This window comes from Mesorhizobium sp. WSM2561 (assembly GCF_000513915.1).
In the GTDB taxonomy this organism is placed as follows: Bacteria; Pseudomonadota; Alphaproteobacteria; order Rhizobiales; family Rhizobiaceae; genus Mesorhizobium; species Mesorhizobium muleiense.
The window spans coordinates 42,519-60,758 of sequence record NZ_AZUX01000039.1 but is presented as its reverse complement, the minus strand read 5'-3'; the positions used below and the strand labels follow the sequence as shown (position 1 = coordinate 60,758).

Sequence of the window (18,240 nt, the reverse complement as noted above, 5' to 3'; positions counted from 1 at the left end):
AACATAGCTGCGGTAGCTATTGTTGTCCGGCAGCGCTAGTTCATCTATCGCAAACTGTCGGATGGCGCTCGCCGATGCCATTCGAGCGCGCAATGTCCCAGGTGTCGAAGGATCGTCGATCAGCTCTCCGACATCCTGGCGCGCCGCCATGATCTCCACGTGACCCTTCAAGGATTGTGCGTAGTAGGAAATGCTGGTGCAACCTGCCACGCCGGACACCACAATCATCGCAGCAACCGAACGAAAAAAAGCACGCATCACGGTGGCCCACGGCATTGCTCACCCGTCCGGATAGGGCAATGTCGCAACTACGCCCGGTCCCAAACAGTCGCGCCAATTTGGTTAAGGTCCTGGATGGGGTTTAGGTTAGACGTTCGTCCTCGGCAAGATTGTCACAATTCGGTCACTCGCCGCCAAATTGCCGAATGTCCGGACACGGCGGACTGAAGCAACGCAGCATTTTCCACTTTGAGGCGAAGTAATTCTCAACTATGGTCCGCCAAGCTTTTGGCATGGGGGGGAATATTGCCGATGGTTTTATCACGCAGGGGTGTCGTGCTCGGCGGCCTGGCGCTGGTCGCGGTGGGTGCAACCAGCAATATTGCTCAAGCCGCGGCGGCAAAATCCTTTTTCGCCGGTACCGCCAGCGACAACAATTTTGTCTATCGCAAGACCAACTTCGCCAAGATCGACAAGAGATGGCATCGCCAGATCGTCAAGTATTTCAGCAGCGAGCCGGTCGGCACCGTCGTGGTCGATACCCGCCACCACTTCCTCTACGTCATCATGGAAAACAAGACCGCCATCCGCTACGGCGTCGGCGTCGGCAAGGACGGCTTCAAATGGTACGGCCGCGCGACGATCGACCGCCGCGCGCTGTGGCCGCAATGGGTCCCGCCCCCCGAAATGCGTAAGCGCAAGCCGGACCTACCGCACATGGTCGCAGGCGGCGCGTCCAACAATCCGCTCGGGCCGCGCGCGCTCTATCTGCACCGCAACGGGGCCGACACCGGCTACCGCCTGCATGGCACGCTAGAGCCATGGAGCATCGGCACCGACGCTTCCAGCGGCTGCATCCGCATGTTCCCGGAAGACATCATCGACCTCTACCAGCGCTGCCCGATCGGCACCGCGGTGCAGGTCCTGCCGCACATCGCCGACCAGGCGCCCGCTTCCACCCCTGTCGAATGACTGGCGCCTCATGAACCGCATGATTGAAAACACGCGCCGGCTGCTCGCCGCCGGCCTGCTGGTGCTGGCCGCATCCTGCTCGACCAGCAACACGCTGGCCCCTTCCACGCCCGACATCACCAACACCGAGGTTGCCGGCTTCCAGAACGTGCAGCCGGGCAGCGAGGAGGATTTTATCCTCAATGTCGGCCGCCGCACCTATTTCACGCAAGGTTCGGCCGCGCTCGATTCTGTCGCCAAGGCCACCCTCGACACCCAGATCGCCTGGTTAGCAAAGCATCCGCGCTGGCTGCTCAAGCTGCAGGGTTTCGCCGACGATCCCGGCGCAAGTGAAACGGCGCTGTCGCAGCAGCGCGCCGATGCGGTGATGGACTACCTCGCCGCCGGCGGCATAGACCGCAACCGCATGTGGGCCAAGGGCTACGGCAAGGACAGGCTCGTCCGCGACTGCCCCGACACCGCCTGCAGATCGCAAAACCGTCGCGTTGTGTCTAATTTGCGCGATGAGAGGGACGAGCCGTAGGGGGCTGCTGTTCTGCTTGTGACCCTAAGCCGTCCGTCGTTCGGTCATGCCACAAGGTCCGCATCGGGTGGGGGGCCGGACTTTTTTGCCTGTCCCCGATGGATCTGGTTCGGAGTTACGGGCTGGCTACAGGTGGGCAATACCGGCTTTCAGCAGTCCTTCGCGGACGTCCTGCACATCAGACTCCTGGGCATAATGCAGGGTGGCGATAAATGAATCGAGGTCGAATTGGGGATCGAGCGTTCTGATCTTGCCTAGATGCGCCGCGGTTGATCGAGCGCAAAGCGCCTGAGGCGGCCAGTCACCATCAGGTCAGTAAGAGCCCCCAGCGCGACGAAGCGAAGACTTGCCGATATACTCGATTGTCCACACCTGTCACGGAAAGCTGCGAGGTCGCCTCAGCAATGGCGTGACCGCGTTTTAAGGGCGTGCCCTCCGCCGCGTCGCCGTTCGGCGCGAACCGATTGCGACCGCTGCGGCCCGTCGTGCCGTGGGACGGACTGCGCGATGCGCTCACGTTCGGGCCGAAGTCGCCTCATGAGCTGTCTAGTCCCCGGGCGGCAGGCCACTGGAACGAAGGGCGGCCTCCTCGACCTCAAGTTGCGTGGGATCGCGTCGGATTTGGGTCGAAGCCCATCTTCGTATGGTGAAGTCAGAATGTCGGGATAGAAGACGCTTGGCCGTTTGCTCGGCTAAATCAGGACGTCCGCTCTGGCAATATGCGATCACGAGATCGACGAGGCTGAACCCGGGATTGCGCGCCTCGTAAGCCTTGAACGCAGCGATCGCATTCTCAAAATGACCTGCGAGGCGATAGGCGTGGCCGAGATGTCCGAGGTAATATTCAGGATACTTGGGACTGAGCTTCGTCGCCCTCTCACTGTATACGATGGCCTTCTCGGGGAGGCCTGCGGAGGCGCATACGAAGCTCGCGAAGCTCGCCGCGTCGGCAGATCCCGGAGCCAGTTCGACGGCCTTTCTGGCATGGGCGGCGGCCTCATCAAAGCGTCCCTCCAGCAGGAGCACAAGGCTCGACGTCGTGAAGGCAACGGCACTCTCAGAATCGAGTTCGAGAGCCTTGTCGGCGTAGGATCGCGCCTTGCGCAGAGCCGTCTCGCGGGCATCCCACCAACCGAAGCGGGCATCCACATAATGGAGCAGGCCAAGCATTCCGTTGAGCGCCGCCGAGCCAGGGTCGAGGGCCAGCGCCTTTTCCCAATGGGGAAGCGCCCGACCGCAGTTCTCCTTCGTCACCGCCTGCCGGTAATAAGAAAGGCCCTGAACCCATTGGGTCCAGGCCTCCACATTGCTCGTTGTCGTGTACTGAAGCCGTGCCTGTTCACCCTCCGTCAAACTGACCTGCAGTTCCGTCGCAAGGACGAGGGTGATCTCGTCCTGGACAGCGAAGATGTCAGCGATGGTGCGGTCGTAGCGCTCAGCCCAGATGGGAGAGCCGGACCGCCCGTCGATAAGCTGCACCGAGATGCGAATGCGGGAGCCGCTCCGCCGGACGCTGCCCTCAAGGACATGGCGCACGCCCAGTTGCTTGGCTACGTTGCGGACGTCAGCGACCCGGCCATTATAGATGAAGCTGGAATTGCGGGCGATCACCCGCAGGCCCGAGAGCTTGGACAGGGTGGTGATGATGTCCTCGGCGAGGCCATCTGCAAAGAACTCCTGTTCCGGATCGCCGCTCAGGTTTGAGAACGGCATCACGGCGATCGTCGGCAGATCTTCCCGAGTCATCGCATGCGACGGGGGCTGGTCCGTGCTTTCCTTGCAAGGTTGGCGCGATAGACGCGGACGGGTCGCGAGATGTTCTTCAGAACGACCTCGCCCATGTCAGAGAAGGTGGTGGGTACCTTGCCGTCGACCTGGCGCCAGACGTCCTCAGAGATCGAGACCCCGCCTGCGGGAGCTACACCCTCGAGCCGTGCGGCAATGTTGACGCCCTCCCCAAGGAGGTCGGTGTCATCGACCACGACGTCGCCGGCGTGAATTCCGATGCGCAACTCCACGCGCCGGTCCGCCTCGGTATCAGAACTGCGGGTCGCCATCCCGCTTTGGATCGCGATGGCACAACGAACGGCATCCACAGAACTCGGGAATTCGATCAGAAGCCCGTCACCCATTGTCTTGACGATGCGCCCATGTGCATCTGCGATCGCCGGCTCGATGATGGCGTCCCGCAATATCTTTAGACGGGCCAACGTTCCTTCCTCGTCGAGGCCGGTAAGTCGGCTGTAGCGACGACGTCAAGTGCGACGATCGCTGCCAGCCGTCTGATAACGCGTTGCGGCACGGCTACCTCCCGGTACGGCAAGACCATGGTTTCGGGCCGAACTCCTCGATATCTATTGCCTCCGCCGTCGATCGTTGGCAACATCGTCTGGGAACTTAGCACCCCTCGTTCGTGCGGGAGCCTGTCATGAGCAGCGCTGAAACGCATTCGGGAAAATGCTTTTGCGGTTCAGTCGAATTCAGCGTCACTGGGCAACCGGTCGCGATGGGCTATTGTCACTGCAATTCCTGTCGCCATTGGTCGGGGGCACCTGTCAACGGCTTCACTCTTTGGCCCCCGTCCGCCTTGACCATATTGAAGGGAGCCGAAAACATCGCGACCTACAGTCGTAGCGGAAGGAATCTGCGCCGCTGGTGCACGGCCTGCGGTGGGCACCTTTTCTCCGAACTGCCGGCCTGGAACCGTGTCGACCTGTACGCCCCGCTCATTCCGTCGCTCAAGTTCGAACCGGCAGTTCACGTCCAAACCAGGAGACGGTTCTCCCAATGAAGGATGGCCTTGCCAAGCTGAAAGACCTGCCTGAGGAACTCGGCGGATCGGGCGATATGCTTCCGGATTGAAGGACCTCCGCGAGGACCGGATCGCGACCTTCGCTGCATCCAGCACAAATGTCGGGTCATGGCGCTAATTGCTCGTTCCCATCGACGAGACGAATGGGCAGCATTCCACCCGTCTCGGCCATTGGCGACAGCCAGCTGGGTGAGTTTTGACTCTAATGCCGCAGAATCTTGCTCAGGAAGGCGCGGCTGCGGTCGGTCTTGGGGTGCGAGAAGAATTCGTCGGGCGTGCCGCTTTCGACGATGGCGCCGGCGTCCATGAACACCACGCGCTGGGCCACCTTGCGGGCAAAGCCCATTTCGTGGGTCACCACCATCATGGTCATGCCTTCCTCGGCCACCGCGACCATGACGTCGAGCACCTCCGAGATCATCTCTGGATCGAGCGCCGAAGTCGGCTCGTCGAACAGCATGATCTTGGGGCGCATGCCGAGGCAGCGGGCGATCGCCACGCGCTGCTGCTGGCCGCCTGAGAGTTGCGCTGGATAGGCGTTGACCTTGTCGGCAAGGCCGACCTTGGCGAGAAGCTCGCGCCCGGCCTTCTCGGCCTCAGCGCGCGGGATCTTGCGGACATGGATCGGCGCCAGCGTGACGTTCTCGAGCGCGGTCTTGTGCGGATAGAGGTTGAAGGACTGGAAGACGAAGCCGATCTCGGTGCGCAGCCGCGTCATGTCGGTGGCGGGGTCGCCGAGGCGCTGGCCGTCGACCACCAGGTCGCCGTCGCGGATCGTCTCCAGACCGTTAATGCAGCGGATCAGCGTGCTCTTGCCCGAACCGCTCGGCCCGCAGACGACGACCACTTCGCGCGGCTCGACGCTGAGCGTGATCTCCTTGAGCACATTGAGCGCGCCGAACCATTTGTTGACGCCGCGAAACTCGATCATACCGGTACCATTTTTGCTGAGGTTCAACGTCACAACTGCACCTCGCCATGGGCCGCACCCATGCGCTGCTCAAGCCGGCGCGCCAGCAGGATCAGCGGATAACAGACGATGAAATAGCCGACGCCGACGAGGAAGAAGACCAGCAGGCCGTTCGGCACGCGTTGCACCACCAGCCAGCCGACGCGGGTGAGGTCGGTGAGCCCGATAGCCGAAACGACGGAGGAATCCTTGATCAGCAGCACATATTGCCCGACCAGCGGCGGCAGCACGATGCGCATCGCCTGCGGCAGCACCACCTGGCGCATGCGCTGCCAACGCGACAGGCCGGACGCCAGCGCCGCCTCGACCTGGCCGGTCGGCACCGAGCGGATGCCGGCGACGACGATCTCGCAGATGAAGCAGGCGGCCAGATTGGTCAGCGCGATGATGCCGGCAGTGAAGGCATCGAGCTCGATGCCGAGTTCCGGCAGGATGAAGAAGATCAGGAAGATCTGCACCAGGAACGGCGTGCCGCGGATCAGGTCGACCCAGGCGCCGATTACACCGCTGATCAGCCGGTTGCCGCCGGTCCGCAGGATGCCGAGGCCAAAGCCGATCAGCGTGCCCAGCACCAGGCTGACCAGCGACAGCATCACGGTCATGCCGAGGCCGCGCAGGGCGAGGGGATAGCTGCCGGCGAGGCTTTGCAGCTGCTGCCAGATCATGTCCGTGCCCCCGCCAGGCCGAGCCAGCGCCCGGACAGCGCCGCCAGTCCCTTCAGCCCGTAATAGAGCAGCAGGTAGAAGGCGGCGATGGTGATAAAACCTTCCGCCGGCATGAAGCGGTCGGAGGCGAGCAATTGTCCGGCGCGCGTCAATTCCGCGACCGCGATCAGCGACAGCAGAGCGGAATCCTTGACCAGCACGATCGCCTGGCCGAGCAGCGGCGGGATCGTCACCTTGAATGCCTGGGGCAGGATAACGAAGCGCATGCGCTGGACATAGGTCATCCCCGAGGCGACGCCGGCCTCGACCTGGCCGCGCGGGATCGACAGAATGCCGGCGCGGATGATCTCTGCGACATAGGCGCCGCTGTTCAGCGACAAAGCAAGGATGCCGACGACGAGCTCAGGCAGGATGATGCCGAGCCGCGGCAGGCCGAAATAGAGGAAATAAAGCTGCGCCAGCAAGGGCGTGGCGCGCACCGCGTCGATATAGGCCTTGGCCGGCATGCGGAACAGCCGGCCGCGCTGCAGGTTCATGGCGGCGAGCGCGATGCCGACGGCGAGCGCCCCGGCAAAGGCGAGGACAGACAGCCACACGGTCGTGACGAGGCCCTGCCCGAACAGGGGCAGATATTCGACAATGGTGCGGAAGCTGAAATTTTCGAGCATCGCTGGGCGGTGAATGGTGAATGGTGAATAGTGAAATAGGGAGTAGTGAATGGTGAATAGGGATTAGCGAATAGCGAGTAGTGAGTAGCGATTTACTACCCACTACTCACTATTCACTATTCACTATGCTCAGTGATCCTTCTTCCAGTCGTCGGAATTAACCCAGTAGTCGAGGTTCTTCTGCAGGCGGCCGTCGAGGCTGACCTGATCGAGGAACAGGTTCATCCAGGTCAGCAGGTCCTGCTCGTCATAGCGCGTGGCGAAGGCCAGCGGCTCCTTCGATAGCATCTCCGGCATGATGGTGAAGCTGCCGGCAGGATAGGCGGTCGACTGGCCCTTGACCGCCGAGACGTCGTTGACGCCGCAATCGGCCTGGCCGTTGTTGACGGCGTCGAGCAGCAGTGGGCCGCCGCCCTTGTAGCTCTTGATGTCGGCGTCGGGGAAGGCCTTCTTGGCCTCCTTCTCGCCGGTGGCGCCGAGCAGCACGGCGATCTTGGTACCCTTGGCCTTGCAATCCTCGGTGGATTTGAACTTGCCGTCCGCCTTGGTGAAGACGGTGCTGCCGGTGTACATGTAAGGCTTGGTGAAGGCGACCTTCATCGCCCGTGCCAGCGTCGGCGTCATGTCGGCGACCAGAAGATCGGCCTTGCCCGACAGCAGCGCCGGGATCAGGCCGTCCCAATCGAAATCCAAAAAGGTGATCTTGACGCCCATTTCCTTGGCCATCAGTTCGGCAAGCTCGACCGAACTGCCGGTGCGCTCGCCGGCAGCGCCGACCAGCGAGAAGGGCGGTCCCTGCGTCTGCACGGCAACGCGCAACTCGCCGCGCTTGGTGATCTCGTCGAGCGTTCCGGCACTGGCCGCGGCAGTGAGGCCGGCGAGCGCAAGGCCTGCGATGAAAAGCTTGGCAATAGTCATTGGGCATTCCTCCTTGTTGTCGTTTGTTATTTTCACTTTGTTGTTCACCCCTTTGGGGGTGCTTTTTGAGCGGCAGCGCCGTTGCCGGCGGCGGCCACCGTTCGAAAATCCTTCAGTCCCAGTCGATCGTTTCGGATACGCGTATACCGCGTCTGGCCAGTTCATCGAGAAAGCGGCCGTCGGGCACATGCAACAGCGGGTTGAGCAGGCCGGGCTCGGTAATTTCGCCCCGCGCCAGCATCTGCGCCACGATGCTGGCGGGATAGCCGACGCCGAGGCTCATGCCGAACAGCCCGGAGGCGAGGTCGCGTTCGATGACCAGGTCCGACATCACCGTCTTGCGGCGGCCATCTTGGGTGCCGGTAAAGACATTGCGCATCACGCACAGGTCCTTCTCGTCGGCGCCGTATTGCAGTTGCGGGGCGAGCAGCCGGCCGAGAAATTCACGTGGGCTGGCGCCAACGCCGGGCACCTTGTCTTCGGAAAGGAAGCCAAGCTCCTTCAGCGGCGCCCAGAACGCCGACCAACCCGGCCAGCGCAACGAATAGCGGCCGGAGCGCTGCAGCCCCTTGGCGGCAGCAAGCATGCCCGCATAATGCGGCGCATCGCCATTGGGGAAGGCTTCCAGCCTGCCGAGCCCAGCGATCTCGATCTGATGGATGAACGGATTGTCGTGCTGGCGGCTCGCCGGCACATCGACCCGCTTGCCGTCCTCGACCACCACGCTGTCGCGGTTCTGGCTCATCAGAACCATGTCGAAATTCCAGCTCACCTTGTAGCATAGCGGCTTGGCCATCGCCTTCGGCTCGGGGATACCGCCGCAATAGGAATCGATCGCGGTGATGGCGTCGAGCTGACGGGCGGCGCGCGCGTAGAGCACAAGGTCGATGCCGGGGTCGAGCCCGCATTCGGTCATGATCGAAACGCCGGCCGCTTCCGCTGCCGGGGCAAGGTCGGCGATCGTCTTGCCGTAATTGGTGGTGACCAGCGGCGTTCGCGTCGCGATCGCGGCCAGCACCGCCTCGCGCATCAGCGGCTGCGGCAACAGGTCGATGGCGGCGTCGACACCCGCCAGCACGTTCGCCAACACAGGGGCGATCGCGCCTTCGGGCACGACGAAACGCACGCGGGCAAGGTCGGTCAGGCCGCCAAGCCGGGCTGCGCCATCCCGGGCGGTATCGACGCAGACGACTTCTTCGACACCGGCGCTGGCGACAAGATCGGCGATCGCCGCCCGGCCTTGCAGGCCGAGGCCGCCGAGAACCGCGACCTTCATGGTATTTCCTTTCGCCCAGTTTCGTCGCGCCCAGTTTCGTCGCGCTTGGTCTCGTCCGACCAGCAGCCTTCCGGCAGGCTGACCCATTTGTTGCAGGAGGCCATGACGACGAACGTCTCGCTGCGCACGACTTCGCCCGGCTCGCCGGCGCCGGGGATCAGCTCGCTGGTGACGCGATAGAGATCGGCGACATCGCCGGCCACCGTCACGTCAACGATGATGTCGAAGCGTCCGGTGACCACCGAGGCTGAGTTCACGAAAGGCAGTTCGGCGATGCGCTGCGCCAGTTCCCGGGCGCGGCCGCGCCCCTGCGCATTGATGCCGACGATCGCCGAGATCAATTCTGGGCGCTCGGTCAGGTTGAGCAGCCCGACGATCTTGAGCAGGTTGCGGTCAAGCAGGTTGCGCAGCCGCATGCGCACCGTAGGCACCGAGACGGCCATCTTCTCTGCGAGCCGATTGACGCCAAGCTGCGCATCCTGCGACAGCAGCTTGACCAGTCGCCGGTCAGTCTGATCGAGATGTTCCCGCAAGCACTCAGGCTTTCATAAATGGAAAGAATTTATCGAGTTTTCTTTCTGATATGAAAACAGCTTAGGGTATATCTTTTTAAATCGCAAGAGCGTTCGGCCGCTGTCAACAAGGCCGCATCCCGGAAGACGGGAGAATTTTGCCAGCCGGAGCCGACCGAGGGCATGCCGACTAACGCGGTTTCTCGATCCCCGGAATGCCGCCGATCCGCTCGGCGAGAAAATCGACCAGCAGCCGGACCCTGGCAATGCCTGCGCGCTCCGGGACGATCAGCATGCTCAGCGGTATGGGAGGCGGGGCGTAGTCCGGCAGGATGACTTCCAGCCGGCCGGCGGCGAGGAGGTCGTCGACAAGCCAGTGATGGGCAGGTGCGATACCGCGCCCGGCGACGAGGGCTTCGCGTGCGGCAAGCCCATGGTCGACCCGAAATCGGCCGCCAAAGGGCACGGCATGGCGGTCGCCGCCCGGCCCCTGCAGGGCGAGCGTGTCGCTTCCCGCGATGTTCGACATCCGGATGCCTTCATGGCCAGGCAGATCCTGTGGGACGGCCGGTCTGCCCCGCGCCGCCAGATAGGCGGGCGCCGCCACCAGCAGTCGCCGGGACTGGCCGAGCGCCCGCAGTTTCATCGAGCTGTCGGTGAGCGGACCGAGGCGAAGCGCGATGTCGACGCCCTCCCGCACAAGGTCGATGCGCTCGTCGGTGAGGCTGAGATCGACACCGATGTCGGGGAAGCGGTCCTGAAAGGCGAAGATCAGCCGGCTGACGTGCAAGACCCCGAGCGCCGCCGTGCAGGATATCCGGATCGTGCCGGCCGAAGCCCCGCGCGTGCCCCGTGCCTCGTCGCCGGCCTGCTCGACGAGGCGCAGGATCTGGACGCTGTCGGCATAGTAACGGCTGCCTTCATCGGTCATCGTGACACGCCGGGTGGTCCTGCTGAGCAAGGGCACCCCGACGGCGTCTTCGAGCTCGCGCAAATGCCGCGTGACTGTCGACTGCCCAACCCCGAGCTCGCGCGCCACCGCCGACAGGCTGCCGCGCTCGGCGACGCGAACGAAGGTGCGCATGCGCTCGAGTGTGACGTCAGACCTATCCATTATTCGGCATAATCTTATGCATTGCTCAGATGTAGCGGATCATCTCTGGCCTAGCTACCTTCAGTGCCATCATCCTTCTTCGGAGTGGCCCCATGAAAGTCCTGCTTGTTTTTGCTCATCCTGAACCGCGTTCGCTCAACGGCGCATTGCGTGACGTCGCCATCAGGGAACTCGAGGCCCAGGGCCATGAAGTGCTGATATCGGACCTCTATGCCGATGGCTGGAAAGCCGAGGTGGACCGTGCCGACTTTCCGTCGTGGCCGCCCGAAGCACGCTTCCTGCCGGCTGTGGCATCCAAAAAGGCTTTTGCAACCAACAGGCTAACCGAAGATGTTAAAGCAGAGATCGACAAGCTGCTGTGGGCCGACACGCTGATCCTCCAGTTCCCGCTGTGGTGGTACGCCATGCCGGCAATCCTCAAGGGCTGGGTCGATCGGGTGTACGCCTACGGCTTCGCCTATGGTGTCGGCGAGCACAGCGACAAGCGGTGGGGTGACCGCTTTGGCGAGGGAACGCTCGCCGGCAGGCGCGCGATGCTGATCGTGACCGCCGGCGGCTGGGAGGAGCATTATTCCGCCCGCGGCGTCAATGGCCCGATCGACGACCTGCTGTTCCCGATCAATCACGGGATCCTTTACTATCCGGGCTACGACGTGCTTCCGCCTTTCGTCGTCTACAGAGTGGATCGTTTTGGCGAGGCCGATTTCGAGCCTGTCGCGGAGCGGCTGCGCGAAAGGATGCGGACGCTCGAGACAACCCGACCCATTCCCTATCGGCAGCAGAATGGCGGCGACTATCACATCCCAAGCATGCAGCTCCGCTCTGAACTGGGCGACCCGGGCGCAGCAGGGTTCGCGCTTCACGAGGATCCCGCAACCGCGAAATCGGCTACGCCGCGTTCGACTTTGCGGGACGTGGCCTGACGCAGCATCCCGAGAAGATCGGCAAGGCGCCTGAAGCCTACGGGATGAATCAACGACCGGCCCGGAAGATCGCAACCGCAGCAGCCGTCAGCGCGGCATTGCCTGATGCAGTAGTGCCGTCCGGAAGCGCCTTGCCGTCCTCCAGCCCGACACGCGTCGACCAGCGCCGCTCCGCCGCCCGGTGCACGAACGGCCAGACCGTGGCGTCGGCGCCGTGCAGCAGGATGGCGCGACGCAGCCCGGCGTGGTCGAGCACCGCGGCCATGCCGTCGCAGGCTTCCAGCGCCTCGTCCAACTCCTGCTCGGAAATCTCGATCAGGATGCGCAGAACCTGGCTGCCGTGGTCGAGGCGGACCAGGCGTTCGGCGTCAGCGACGGAGGCGAGCCCGGCCTCGATGCCGATGTCGCGCTGCCGCAGTCCCTGCATGATCTCGGGCGCGGCCTTCTCGCTCAGATTGACCGAGGCGTAGTCGGGCAATTCGCTCCAGCCGGCGATCGCGTCAAGTGTGCGCTCGTCGTCGTTCTCGATCCACGCGCCGGTCGACACGCCAATCAGCGTTCCCGGGCAGGCGCGGCGCAGCGCCAACACGGTCCGGTCCATCGTCGCCGGGGCAAGGCTTTCGCGGCCGTCGGGTCCGCGCGCATGGACATGCAGCTCGGCCGCCCCGGCGGCCACGCAGGCGGCGCCGTCACGCGCCATGGCGTCCGCGTCAAGCGGCAGCTGCGGATGGAAATCGGCGCTGCGCGCGCCATTGATGCAGGTCTGGACAATCATGAGAGTGGTCCGGTTGAAGTGGACCAAGTGTAGCGCAGGATGGCGAAAACCGGAATCGGGTTCGCGTCAGGAGAGTTGCTGCGGGAGGGACGTTTGCAGACGTTGGCGCTGCCCCTCATCCCCCTGCCGGGACCTTCTCCCCGTAGAACGGGGAGAAGGGGCTGGCTGCAACCTCGGGCGCTCTTTCTGCAACGTTGGTTTTTGGCGAAATCTTCGGCGAAGGCTTCTTTCTCCCGGTTCTACGGGGAGAAATGCCCGGCAGGGCAATGAGGGGCAGCGCCGACATTGGCCCCTCTACCTCGAAAACTCGCTGCGCACGATGCCGTGGCGCTGCAGCTTGTCATAAAAGGTCTTGCGCGGAATCCCCAGCGCTTCGATCGTGCGCCTGACGTCGCCCTCGTTGCGGTTAAGCGTCTCGCGGATGATGTCGGCCTCGTAGCGCTCCAGCCGTTCCGGCAGTTTCATGGCGGCATCCGGCTGGGCTGGGGCAGGGGATGCCACTCCTGCGTCTTCCTCCAGTCCAAGCACGAAGCGTTCGGCGAAATGCGCGAGCTCGCGTACATTGCCAGGCCAGTCATGCTCCCTGAGATGGCGGTGCACCGCGGCCGGCACCGCCGGCAGCGGACGCCGGAAGCGGGCGGCGGCGCGCTCGGCGAAGTAGAAGAACAGCAGTGCGACGTCGTCGCGGCGCTCGCGCAGCGGCGGAATGGAGATCGTCACCACGTTGAGCCGGTAATAGAGATCCTCGCGGAAAGCGCCGCGCTGGCGCGGATCGCCGAGATCGACCTTGGCGGCCGCAACGACGCGCAGGTCGACCGGCCGCATTTCGTTGGTGCCGAGCGGGGTGACCTCGCGCATTTCCAGCACGCGCAGCATCTGCACCTGTGTCGAGACCGGCATGCTTTCGATCTCGTCGAGGAACAGCGTGCCGCCGCTGGCATGCTCGATACGGCCGATCCGCTTCTTCTGCGCGCCGGTGAAGGCGCCGGCCTCGTGGCCGAACAATTCGCTCTCGATGACCGTTTCGGGCAGCGTGCCACAGTTCAGCGCGACGAAATTGCCCTTGGCGCGGCGACTCCAGCGATGCAAAAGGCTGGCCACCACTTCCTTGCCGGAACCGGTCTCGCCGGTCACCAGCACGTCGACATCGGTGTCGGCGATCTGGCGCAGCGTGCGGCGCAGCCTTTCCATCGCCGGCGTCTGGCCGATCAGCGGCAGGCCGTCCTGCGCCTCTCCGGCCGCCTCGCGCAAGGCGCGGTTCTCCATCACCAGACGGCGCTTTTCCGCGGCGCGGCGCACGCTCTGCACCAGCCGGTCGGCGGCGAAGGGTTTTGTGATGAAGTCGTAGGCGCCGTCCTTGATCGCCTTGACGGCAACCACGATGTCGCCATGCCCGGTGACGAGGATGACCGGAATGTCCGGGTCCAGCCGCAGGATGCGGTTGAAAAGCTGCAAGCCGTCAATCTCAGGCATGCGGATATCCGACACCACCACGCCGGCAAAACCGGTGTCGAGCCTGGCCAGCGCCTCGGCCGCCACCGAAAAAGGCGAGACCGAAAAGCCGGCAAGCTCGAGCGTCTGCGCGGTGGCCTTGAGGAGATCGCTGTCGTCATCGACCAGGATGACCGGCGCTGCGTCGTCGTTCGTCATGCTGCCTTGGCCACTATGCTGCTTTCAAGAGATGGATGGCGAAGCGGGTGCCGCTGCCGTCGCTCGAAACCTCGATGCGTCCGCCGTAGTCGGCGACGATATCCTTCGAGATGACAAGGCCAAGACCGAGGCCTTTTTCCTTGGATGTATTGAACGGCGTGAACAGCGATTTGAGAATCCCTGGCGGAATGCCAGGTCCGTTATCGGACACGCCGACCGTCACGCCGTCCGCGGTCTCCTCGACCGAAACCCGCACATGAGCGTCGTTGCGGCCGTCCAGCGCTTCAAGCGCGTTCTGGAAGAGGTTGATCAGCACCTGTTCGAGCCGGACCCGGTTGCCCATGACCTTGAGGCTCGGCGGTGGCAGGTCGATCGCCAGTGCGTCGAGCCGGCCGGCAAAGCGGCTTCTCAACAGCACGACGGCGCCCTCGATGACGCCGCGCAATTCGACAGGCTCGGCGGCGGTGCGGCCCTTGCGGGCAAAGGCCTTCAATTCTTCGGTGATGGTGCCGATGCGCTCGGTCAGTGCTGCGATGGCGCCGAGGTTCTCCTCGGCGGGCGCGGTCTGCTTCCTGTCGAGGAAGACGCGGGCGTTGTCGGCATAGGCGCGTATGGTGGCAACCGGCTGGTTGATCTCATGGGCGACGCCGGCGGCGACCTGGCCGAGGATGGCGAGGCGGTTGGCCTGGACCAGATCCTGCTGCACCACCTGCAGCTTGGCTTCCGTGCTGCGATGGTCTGATATCTCCGCCTGCAGCCGATCGCGGGCACGGCTCAGATCCTCGGTTCGTTCGACGACGCGGCGCTCAAGTTCGGTGCGCGCCGCCTGTTCGGCGGCAATCCGCATTTGTCCCGACTGCCGGCGCCACAACAGATACGCAGCAAGGCCGAGCAACGGGACCAAGACGCCGAGCGCAAGGAGCCGCATTTCACGCGCCGCGGCGGCGATCGGCGCCTCGGCCGGGACGAGATAGTCGAGCCGCCAGGGGGTCGAAGGAACCGGGGCTGAAAGTCTGAGGTATTCCGCGTCGCTGCCACCGGGCGTCACCGCGTGGACGATGGATGTGTCCGGGCTGAGCGCCTGCGGGCGCGTGATCGGCAACGGCATCAGCGGTGCATCGCCGAACTGCTGGCTGTTCTGGATGGCGACAAGATCAGACGCGGCAATCGGCGCCGTCGTCATGAAGCGCCAGGACCGCACGCTGGTGATCAGGACGATACCGCGCTCGTCGCTGACATAGGCCGGGCGGTTCACCTCGTGCCAGTCGGCCTCGAGCTGATCGAACTCCGCCTTGACGACGACGACGCCCAGCGGTGCGGCAGCATCGCCGACGCGGCGCGAGATGTAGAGGCCTGGGCGTTTGCTGATATTGCCGAGCGCGAAATATTCGGCGGTTCCGGATTGCATCGCCGCGGAGAAATAGTCGCGGAATCGGTAGTCGTTGCCGACAAAGCTGATCGGGTCGCGCCAGTTGCTGGAGGCGATCGCCAGCCCGTCGGTGCCGATGACATAGAGTACTGAGGCCTTGGTGCCGGAGACCAGCCCTTCAAGCTTGCGATTCAGCACATCGATTGCAGCAGCACTTTTCTGCGCCAGCGCGTCACGCACCTGCTGGTCTTCCGACAAAAGCAGGGGCAGGGCGCGCGGGCTTTCCAGAACGGCGCGCAATAGCGCGACCTTCAAATTGGCGTCGGTGCGGCCCTGCGCCGCCAGTCCCCTGAGCTCCGTGGTACGGCCATAGAGACCGGCGCCGTAAAGTGCGGCCGTGGCCGTCGCAAGGGCGATGGCCGCAAACAGCAGCCAGGCACGGCGCGCTCGCCTGCCGAGTTGCTCGGGCGTCGAAGGCAAGGCAGCGGCGGGGCGTTGCAGCATCGCCCATTTGTGCATGATTTCGCACAAAGCACAATTCGGCCATGCGAACATCCGCACTTTGTGTGTGTGCGAGACGAACTGCCAGTTCTGGAATACCAATAAAATCAAAGGGAGAGGCTCTTTTCCGCGCACTTGGCACGGCAGTTGCAAACACGACTTCAGCGGTCACGAGGCTGCTGGGGGTCAAATGCAAACGCTCCGGGAGGTCGAGCTTTCGATCGGAGCACAATGGAGGACGTCATGCAGACAGCATTCGCTGCCGCCGCGCCGCGCGGCAAACTTCCGTTCTACCGGCATCTCTATGTGCAGGTGCTGGCGGCGATCGCCGCCGGCGTGCTGCTCGGCCACTTCTATCCCGAAACCGGCGAAGCGATGAAGCCGTTCGGCGACGCCTTCATCAAGCTGGTGAAGATGGTGATCGCACCGGTGATCTTCCTGACGGTGGCGACCGGCATCGCCGGCGTTTCCGACCTGCAGAAGGTGGGCCGCGTCGCCGGCAAGGCGATGATCTACTTCCTGGCATTCTCGACGCTGGCGCTTGTCGTCGGCCTCGTCGTCTCGAACGTCGTCCAGCCGGGCGCCGGCATGCATATCGATCCGGCCACGCTCGATGCCACAAAGGTGGCGACCTACACCGAAAAAGCGCACGACACCAGCATCGTCGGTTTCCTGATGAACATCATCCCCGACACGATCACCGGCGCTTTCGCAAAGGGCGACATCCTGCAGGTGCTGTTCTTTTCGGTGCTGTTCGGGCTGGCTCTTGCCGCGGTCGGCGATCGCGGCCGCCCTGTCGTCGATTTCCTGCAGGCACTGACCACGCCGATCTTCCGCCTCGTCGCCATCCTGATGAAGGCCGCGCCGATCGGCGCTTTCGGCGCCATGGCCTTCACCATCGGCAAATACGGCATCGGCTCGATCGCCAACCTCGCCATGCTGATCGGCACCTTCTACCTGACCTCGCTGCTGTTCGTGCTGGTGGTGCTGGGCGCGGTCGCCCGCTACAACGGCTTCTCGATCCTGGCGCTGATCCGCTACGTCAAGGAAGAGTTGCTGCTGGTGCTTGGCACCTCGTCCTCGGAAGCGGCACTGCCGGGCCTGATGGCCAAGATGGAGCGCGCCGGCTGCAACCGCTCGGTGGTCGGGCTGGTCGTTCCAACCGGCTATTCCTTCAACCTCGACGGCACCAATATCTACATGACGCTGGCCGCGCTGTTCATCGCCCAGGCGACCGACACGCCGCTCACCCTCGGCGACCAGATCCTGCTGCTCGCCGTCGCCATGCTGAGTTCCAAGGGCGCCGCCGGCATTACCGGCGCCGGCTTCATCACGCTGGCCGCGACGCTCTCGGTCGTGCCTGCAGTGCCGGTCGCCGGCATGGCGCTGATCCTCGGCGTCGACCGCTTCATGTCGGAATGCCGGGCGCTGACCAACTTCATCGGCAATGCGGTGGCGACCGTGGTCGTGGCGCGCTGGGAAGGGGAACTCGACCAGACCAGGTTCGCTGCCGCGATGGCCGGCGACTTGCCTGAGGAAGCCGATCTGTCGCTGCCGGGGCTGCAGGCTGCGTGACTGTTCAGGCCTACCACCATACGGCCCGGAGCCGGTTCGCCGGCTCCGGGAAAGACCATCGGCCTTGTAAGCCGATCGTCGCAGGTCGTATCCTGCCGGTTGCCGCGCGATAGATTGGAGAAATCGGATATGAGCGTGTATGAGCCGACGCGTCCGATGAAGCGCTGCCCCTCCCACCCTGGAGCGCTGCTCGACGACATTATCCCGGCAACCGGAAAGACCAAGGTGGAAATCGCCAATCTGCTCGGAATCTCGCGCCAGCAGCTTTACGACATCATCCGCGAGAAGAAGCCGGTGTCGCCGGCTGTCGCCGCCCGCCTTGGAAAGATGTTCGGCGACGGCGCCGCGATCTGGCTCCGGATGCAGGCCGCTTATGATGCCTGGCACGCGGAGCGCGAAGTGGATGTCAGCGCCATTCCAACGCTGCATGCCGCCTGAGACGTAACAGGCTTGTGAGCCTTTGGTCTTGGCGTGGGGCTTGCTCCAGCCGCATTTGAAGGCCAGTATCCGCCATGCCTTCAAGGTGCCTGTCCGCTTCGGTCCCGACCTGATCGCGACTCAAGCCTTTCCGTCAGGCTCGGTTGTCGTGTCATCCGAGCCGAACCGTCGGAGCCCTTGCTGCCGTCGACCATGATCTCGGCGGCAGCTCTTGAAGGCAATGGCGGCCTCAGCATGAAGTCGCAAAGCAAGAGACGTGACCCGTCCTGACGAAAGGCACGAGCCTTCTCCCAGGAATTCGTGGGACGCGCTTGAGGAGGAACCAGGCCCGCGCGCGGGTTTGCTGAAACCAAAGCAAGA

18 protein-coding genes and 1 pseudogene are annotated in these 18,240 nt (G+C 63.8%); 6 read left to right on the top strand and 13 right to left on the bottom strand.

Annotation, left to right across the window (positions count from 1 at the left end; translation table 11 throughout):
- Nucleotides 1-276 (bottom strand): aminopeptidase (locus M727_RS0126140; protein ID WP_027155110.1); only part of this gene is annotated, 276 nt, incomplete at its 3' end.
- Between the two features lie 255 nt (nt 277-531).
- Here M727_RS0126140 and M727_RS0126135 point away from each other — a divergent pair.
- A complete protein-coding gene (locus tag M727_RS0126135) occupies nt 532-1,191 on the top strand; it encodes a L,D-transpeptidase (RefSeq protein WP_027155109.1) in 660 nt (219 codons plus the stop codon).
- 10 nt (nt 1,192-1,201) lie between these two features.
- Complete coding sequence (locus M727_RS0126130) at nt 1,202-1,714, top strand: OmpA family protein (protein ID WP_027155108.1); 513 nt, start codon at nt 1,202-1,204, stop codon at nt 1,712-1,714.
- A 546-nt stretch (nt 1,715-2,260) separates the two neighbouring features.
- On the opposite strand, the gene M727_RS39300 is transcribed toward M727_RS0126130, so the two are convergent.
- Both M727_RS39300 and M727_RS39295 read right to left on the bottom strand, forming a co-directional pair.
- Nucleotides 2,261-3,460, bottom strand: a complete 1,200-nt coding sequence (locus M727_RS39300) for a tetratricopeptide repeat protein (RefSeq protein WP_051505751.1) — start codon at nt 3,458-3,460, stop codon at nt 2,261-2,263.
- Nucleotides 3,457-3,924 carry an adenylate/guanylate cyclase domain-containing protein gene (locus M727_RS39295; RefSeq protein WP_051505750.1) on the bottom strand — a complete coding sequence of 156 codons (468 nt, stop codon included), beginning with the start codon at nt 3,922-3,924 and terminating at the stop codon, nt 3,457-3,459. Before M727_RS39295 ends, M727_RS39300 begins: the two co-directional genes overlap by 4 nt.
- Nucleotides 3,925-4,142: 218 nt before the next feature.
- On the opposite strand from M727_RS39295, the pseudogene M727_RS40520 reads away from it, so the two are divergent.
- Nucleotides 4,143-4,576, top strand: a pseudogene (locus tag M727_RS40520) (GFA family protein).
- A gap of 152 nt (nt 4,577-4,728) precedes the next feature.
- Here the strand turns inward: M727_RS40520 and M727_RS0126120 are convergent.
- From M727_RS0126120 to M727_RS0126090, 7 genes are all read right to left on the bottom strand, one after another.
- Nucleotides 4,729-5,457: an amino acid ABC transporter ATP-binding protein gene (locus tag M727_RS0126120; RefSeq protein ID WP_027155107.1), complete on the bottom strand. Its 729-nt coding sequence runs from the start codon at nt 5,455-5,457 to the stop codon at nt 4,729-4,731.
- 29 nt (nt 5,458-5,486) lie between these two features.
- Nucleotides 5,487-6,161: an amino acid ABC transporter permease gene (locus M727_RS0126115; RefSeq protein ID WP_027155106.1), complete on the bottom strand. Its 675-nt coding sequence runs from the start codon at nt 6,159-6,161 to the stop codon at nt 5,487-5,489.
- Nucleotides 6,158-6,829 carry an amino acid ABC transporter permease gene (locus tag M727_RS0126110; RefSeq protein WP_027155105.1) on the bottom strand — a complete coding sequence of 224 codons (672 nt, stop codon included), beginning with the start codon at nt 6,827-6,829 and terminating at the stop codon, nt 6,158-6,160. Before M727_RS0126110 ends, M727_RS0126115 begins: the two co-directional genes overlap by 4 nt.
- Nucleotides 6,830-6,958: 129 nt before the next feature.
- Nucleotides 6,959-7,747: an ABC transporter substrate-binding protein gene (locus M727_RS0126105; RefSeq protein ID WP_027155104.1), complete on the bottom strand. Its 789-nt coding sequence runs from the start codon at nt 7,745-7,747 to the stop codon at nt 6,959-6,961.
- Nucleotides 7,748-7,859: 112 nt separating this feature from the next.
- Entirely contained in the window at nt 7,860-9,023 is a 1,164-nt protein-coding gene (locus tag M727_RS0126100; RefSeq protein WP_027155103.1) for a saccharopine dehydrogenase C-terminal domain-containing protein, read from the bottom strand.
- A complete protein-coding gene (locus M727_RS37540) occupies nt 9,020-9,556 on the bottom strand; it encodes an Lrp/AsnC family transcriptional regulator (RefSeq protein ID WP_051505748.1) in 537 nt (178 codons plus the stop codon). The genes M727_RS0126100 and M727_RS37540 overlap by 4 nt, the downstream gene beginning before the upstream one ends.
- A 169-nt stretch (nt 9,557-9,725) precedes the next feature.
- Nucleotides 9,726-10,649, bottom strand: a complete 924-nt coding sequence (locus M727_RS0126090; protein WP_027155102.1) for a LysR family transcriptional regulator — start codon at nt 10,647-10,649, stop codon at nt 9,726-9,728.
- 92 nt (nt 10,650-10,741) lie between these two features.
- Here M727_RS0126090 and M727_RS0126085 point away from each other — a divergent pair, with 92 nt between their 5' ends.
- Nucleotides 10,742-11,572 (top strand): NAD(P)H-dependent oxidoreductase, encoded by an 831-nt coding sequence (locus M727_RS0126085; RefSeq protein ID WP_027155101.1) that lies wholly within the window; start codon nt 10,742-10,744, stop codon nt 11,570-11,572.
- Between the two features lie 49 nt (nt 11,573-11,621).
- Here the strand turns inward: M727_RS0126085 and M727_RS0126080 are convergent, their stop codons facing one another.
- From M727_RS0126080 to M727_RS0126070, 3 genes are all read right to left on the bottom strand, one after another.
- Nucleotides 11,622-12,347 (bottom strand): 3-keto-5-aminohexanoate cleavage protein, encoded by a 726-nt coding sequence (locus M727_RS0126080; protein ID WP_027155100.1) that lies wholly within the window; start codon nt 12,345-12,347, stop codon nt 11,622-11,624.
- A gap of 294 nt (nt 12,348-12,641) precedes the next feature.
- A complete protein-coding gene (locus M727_RS0126075) occupies nt 12,642-13,997 on the bottom strand; it encodes a sigma-54 dependent transcriptional regulator (RefSeq protein ID WP_027155099.1) in 1,356 nt (451 codons plus the stop codon).
- Nucleotides 13,998-14,010: 13 nt separating this feature from the next.
- A complete protein-coding gene (locus tag M727_RS0126070; RefSeq protein WP_036263511.1) occupies nt 14,011-15,885 on the bottom strand; it encodes an ATP-binding protein in 1,875 nt (624 codons plus the stop codon).
- 225 nt (nt 15,886-16,110) lie between these two features.
- Between M727_RS0126070 and M727_RS0126065 the strand changes: the two genes are divergently transcribed.
- The gene (locus M727_RS0126065) at nt 16,111-17,442 is read left to right on the top strand and encodes a dicarboxylate/amino acid:cation symporter (RefSeq protein WP_027155097.1); all 1,332 of its coding nucleotides are present in this window, start codon (nt 16,111-16,113) and stop codon (nt 17,440-17,442) included.
- A gap of 129 nt (nt 17,443-17,571) precedes the next feature.
- Nucleotides 17,572-17,880: a HigA family addiction module antitoxin gene (locus M727_RS0126060; RefSeq protein ID WP_027155096.1), complete on the top strand. Its 309-nt coding sequence runs from the start codon at nt 17,572-17,574 to the stop codon at nt 17,878-17,880.
- Nucleotides 17,881-18,240 lie beyond the last annotated feature (360 nt).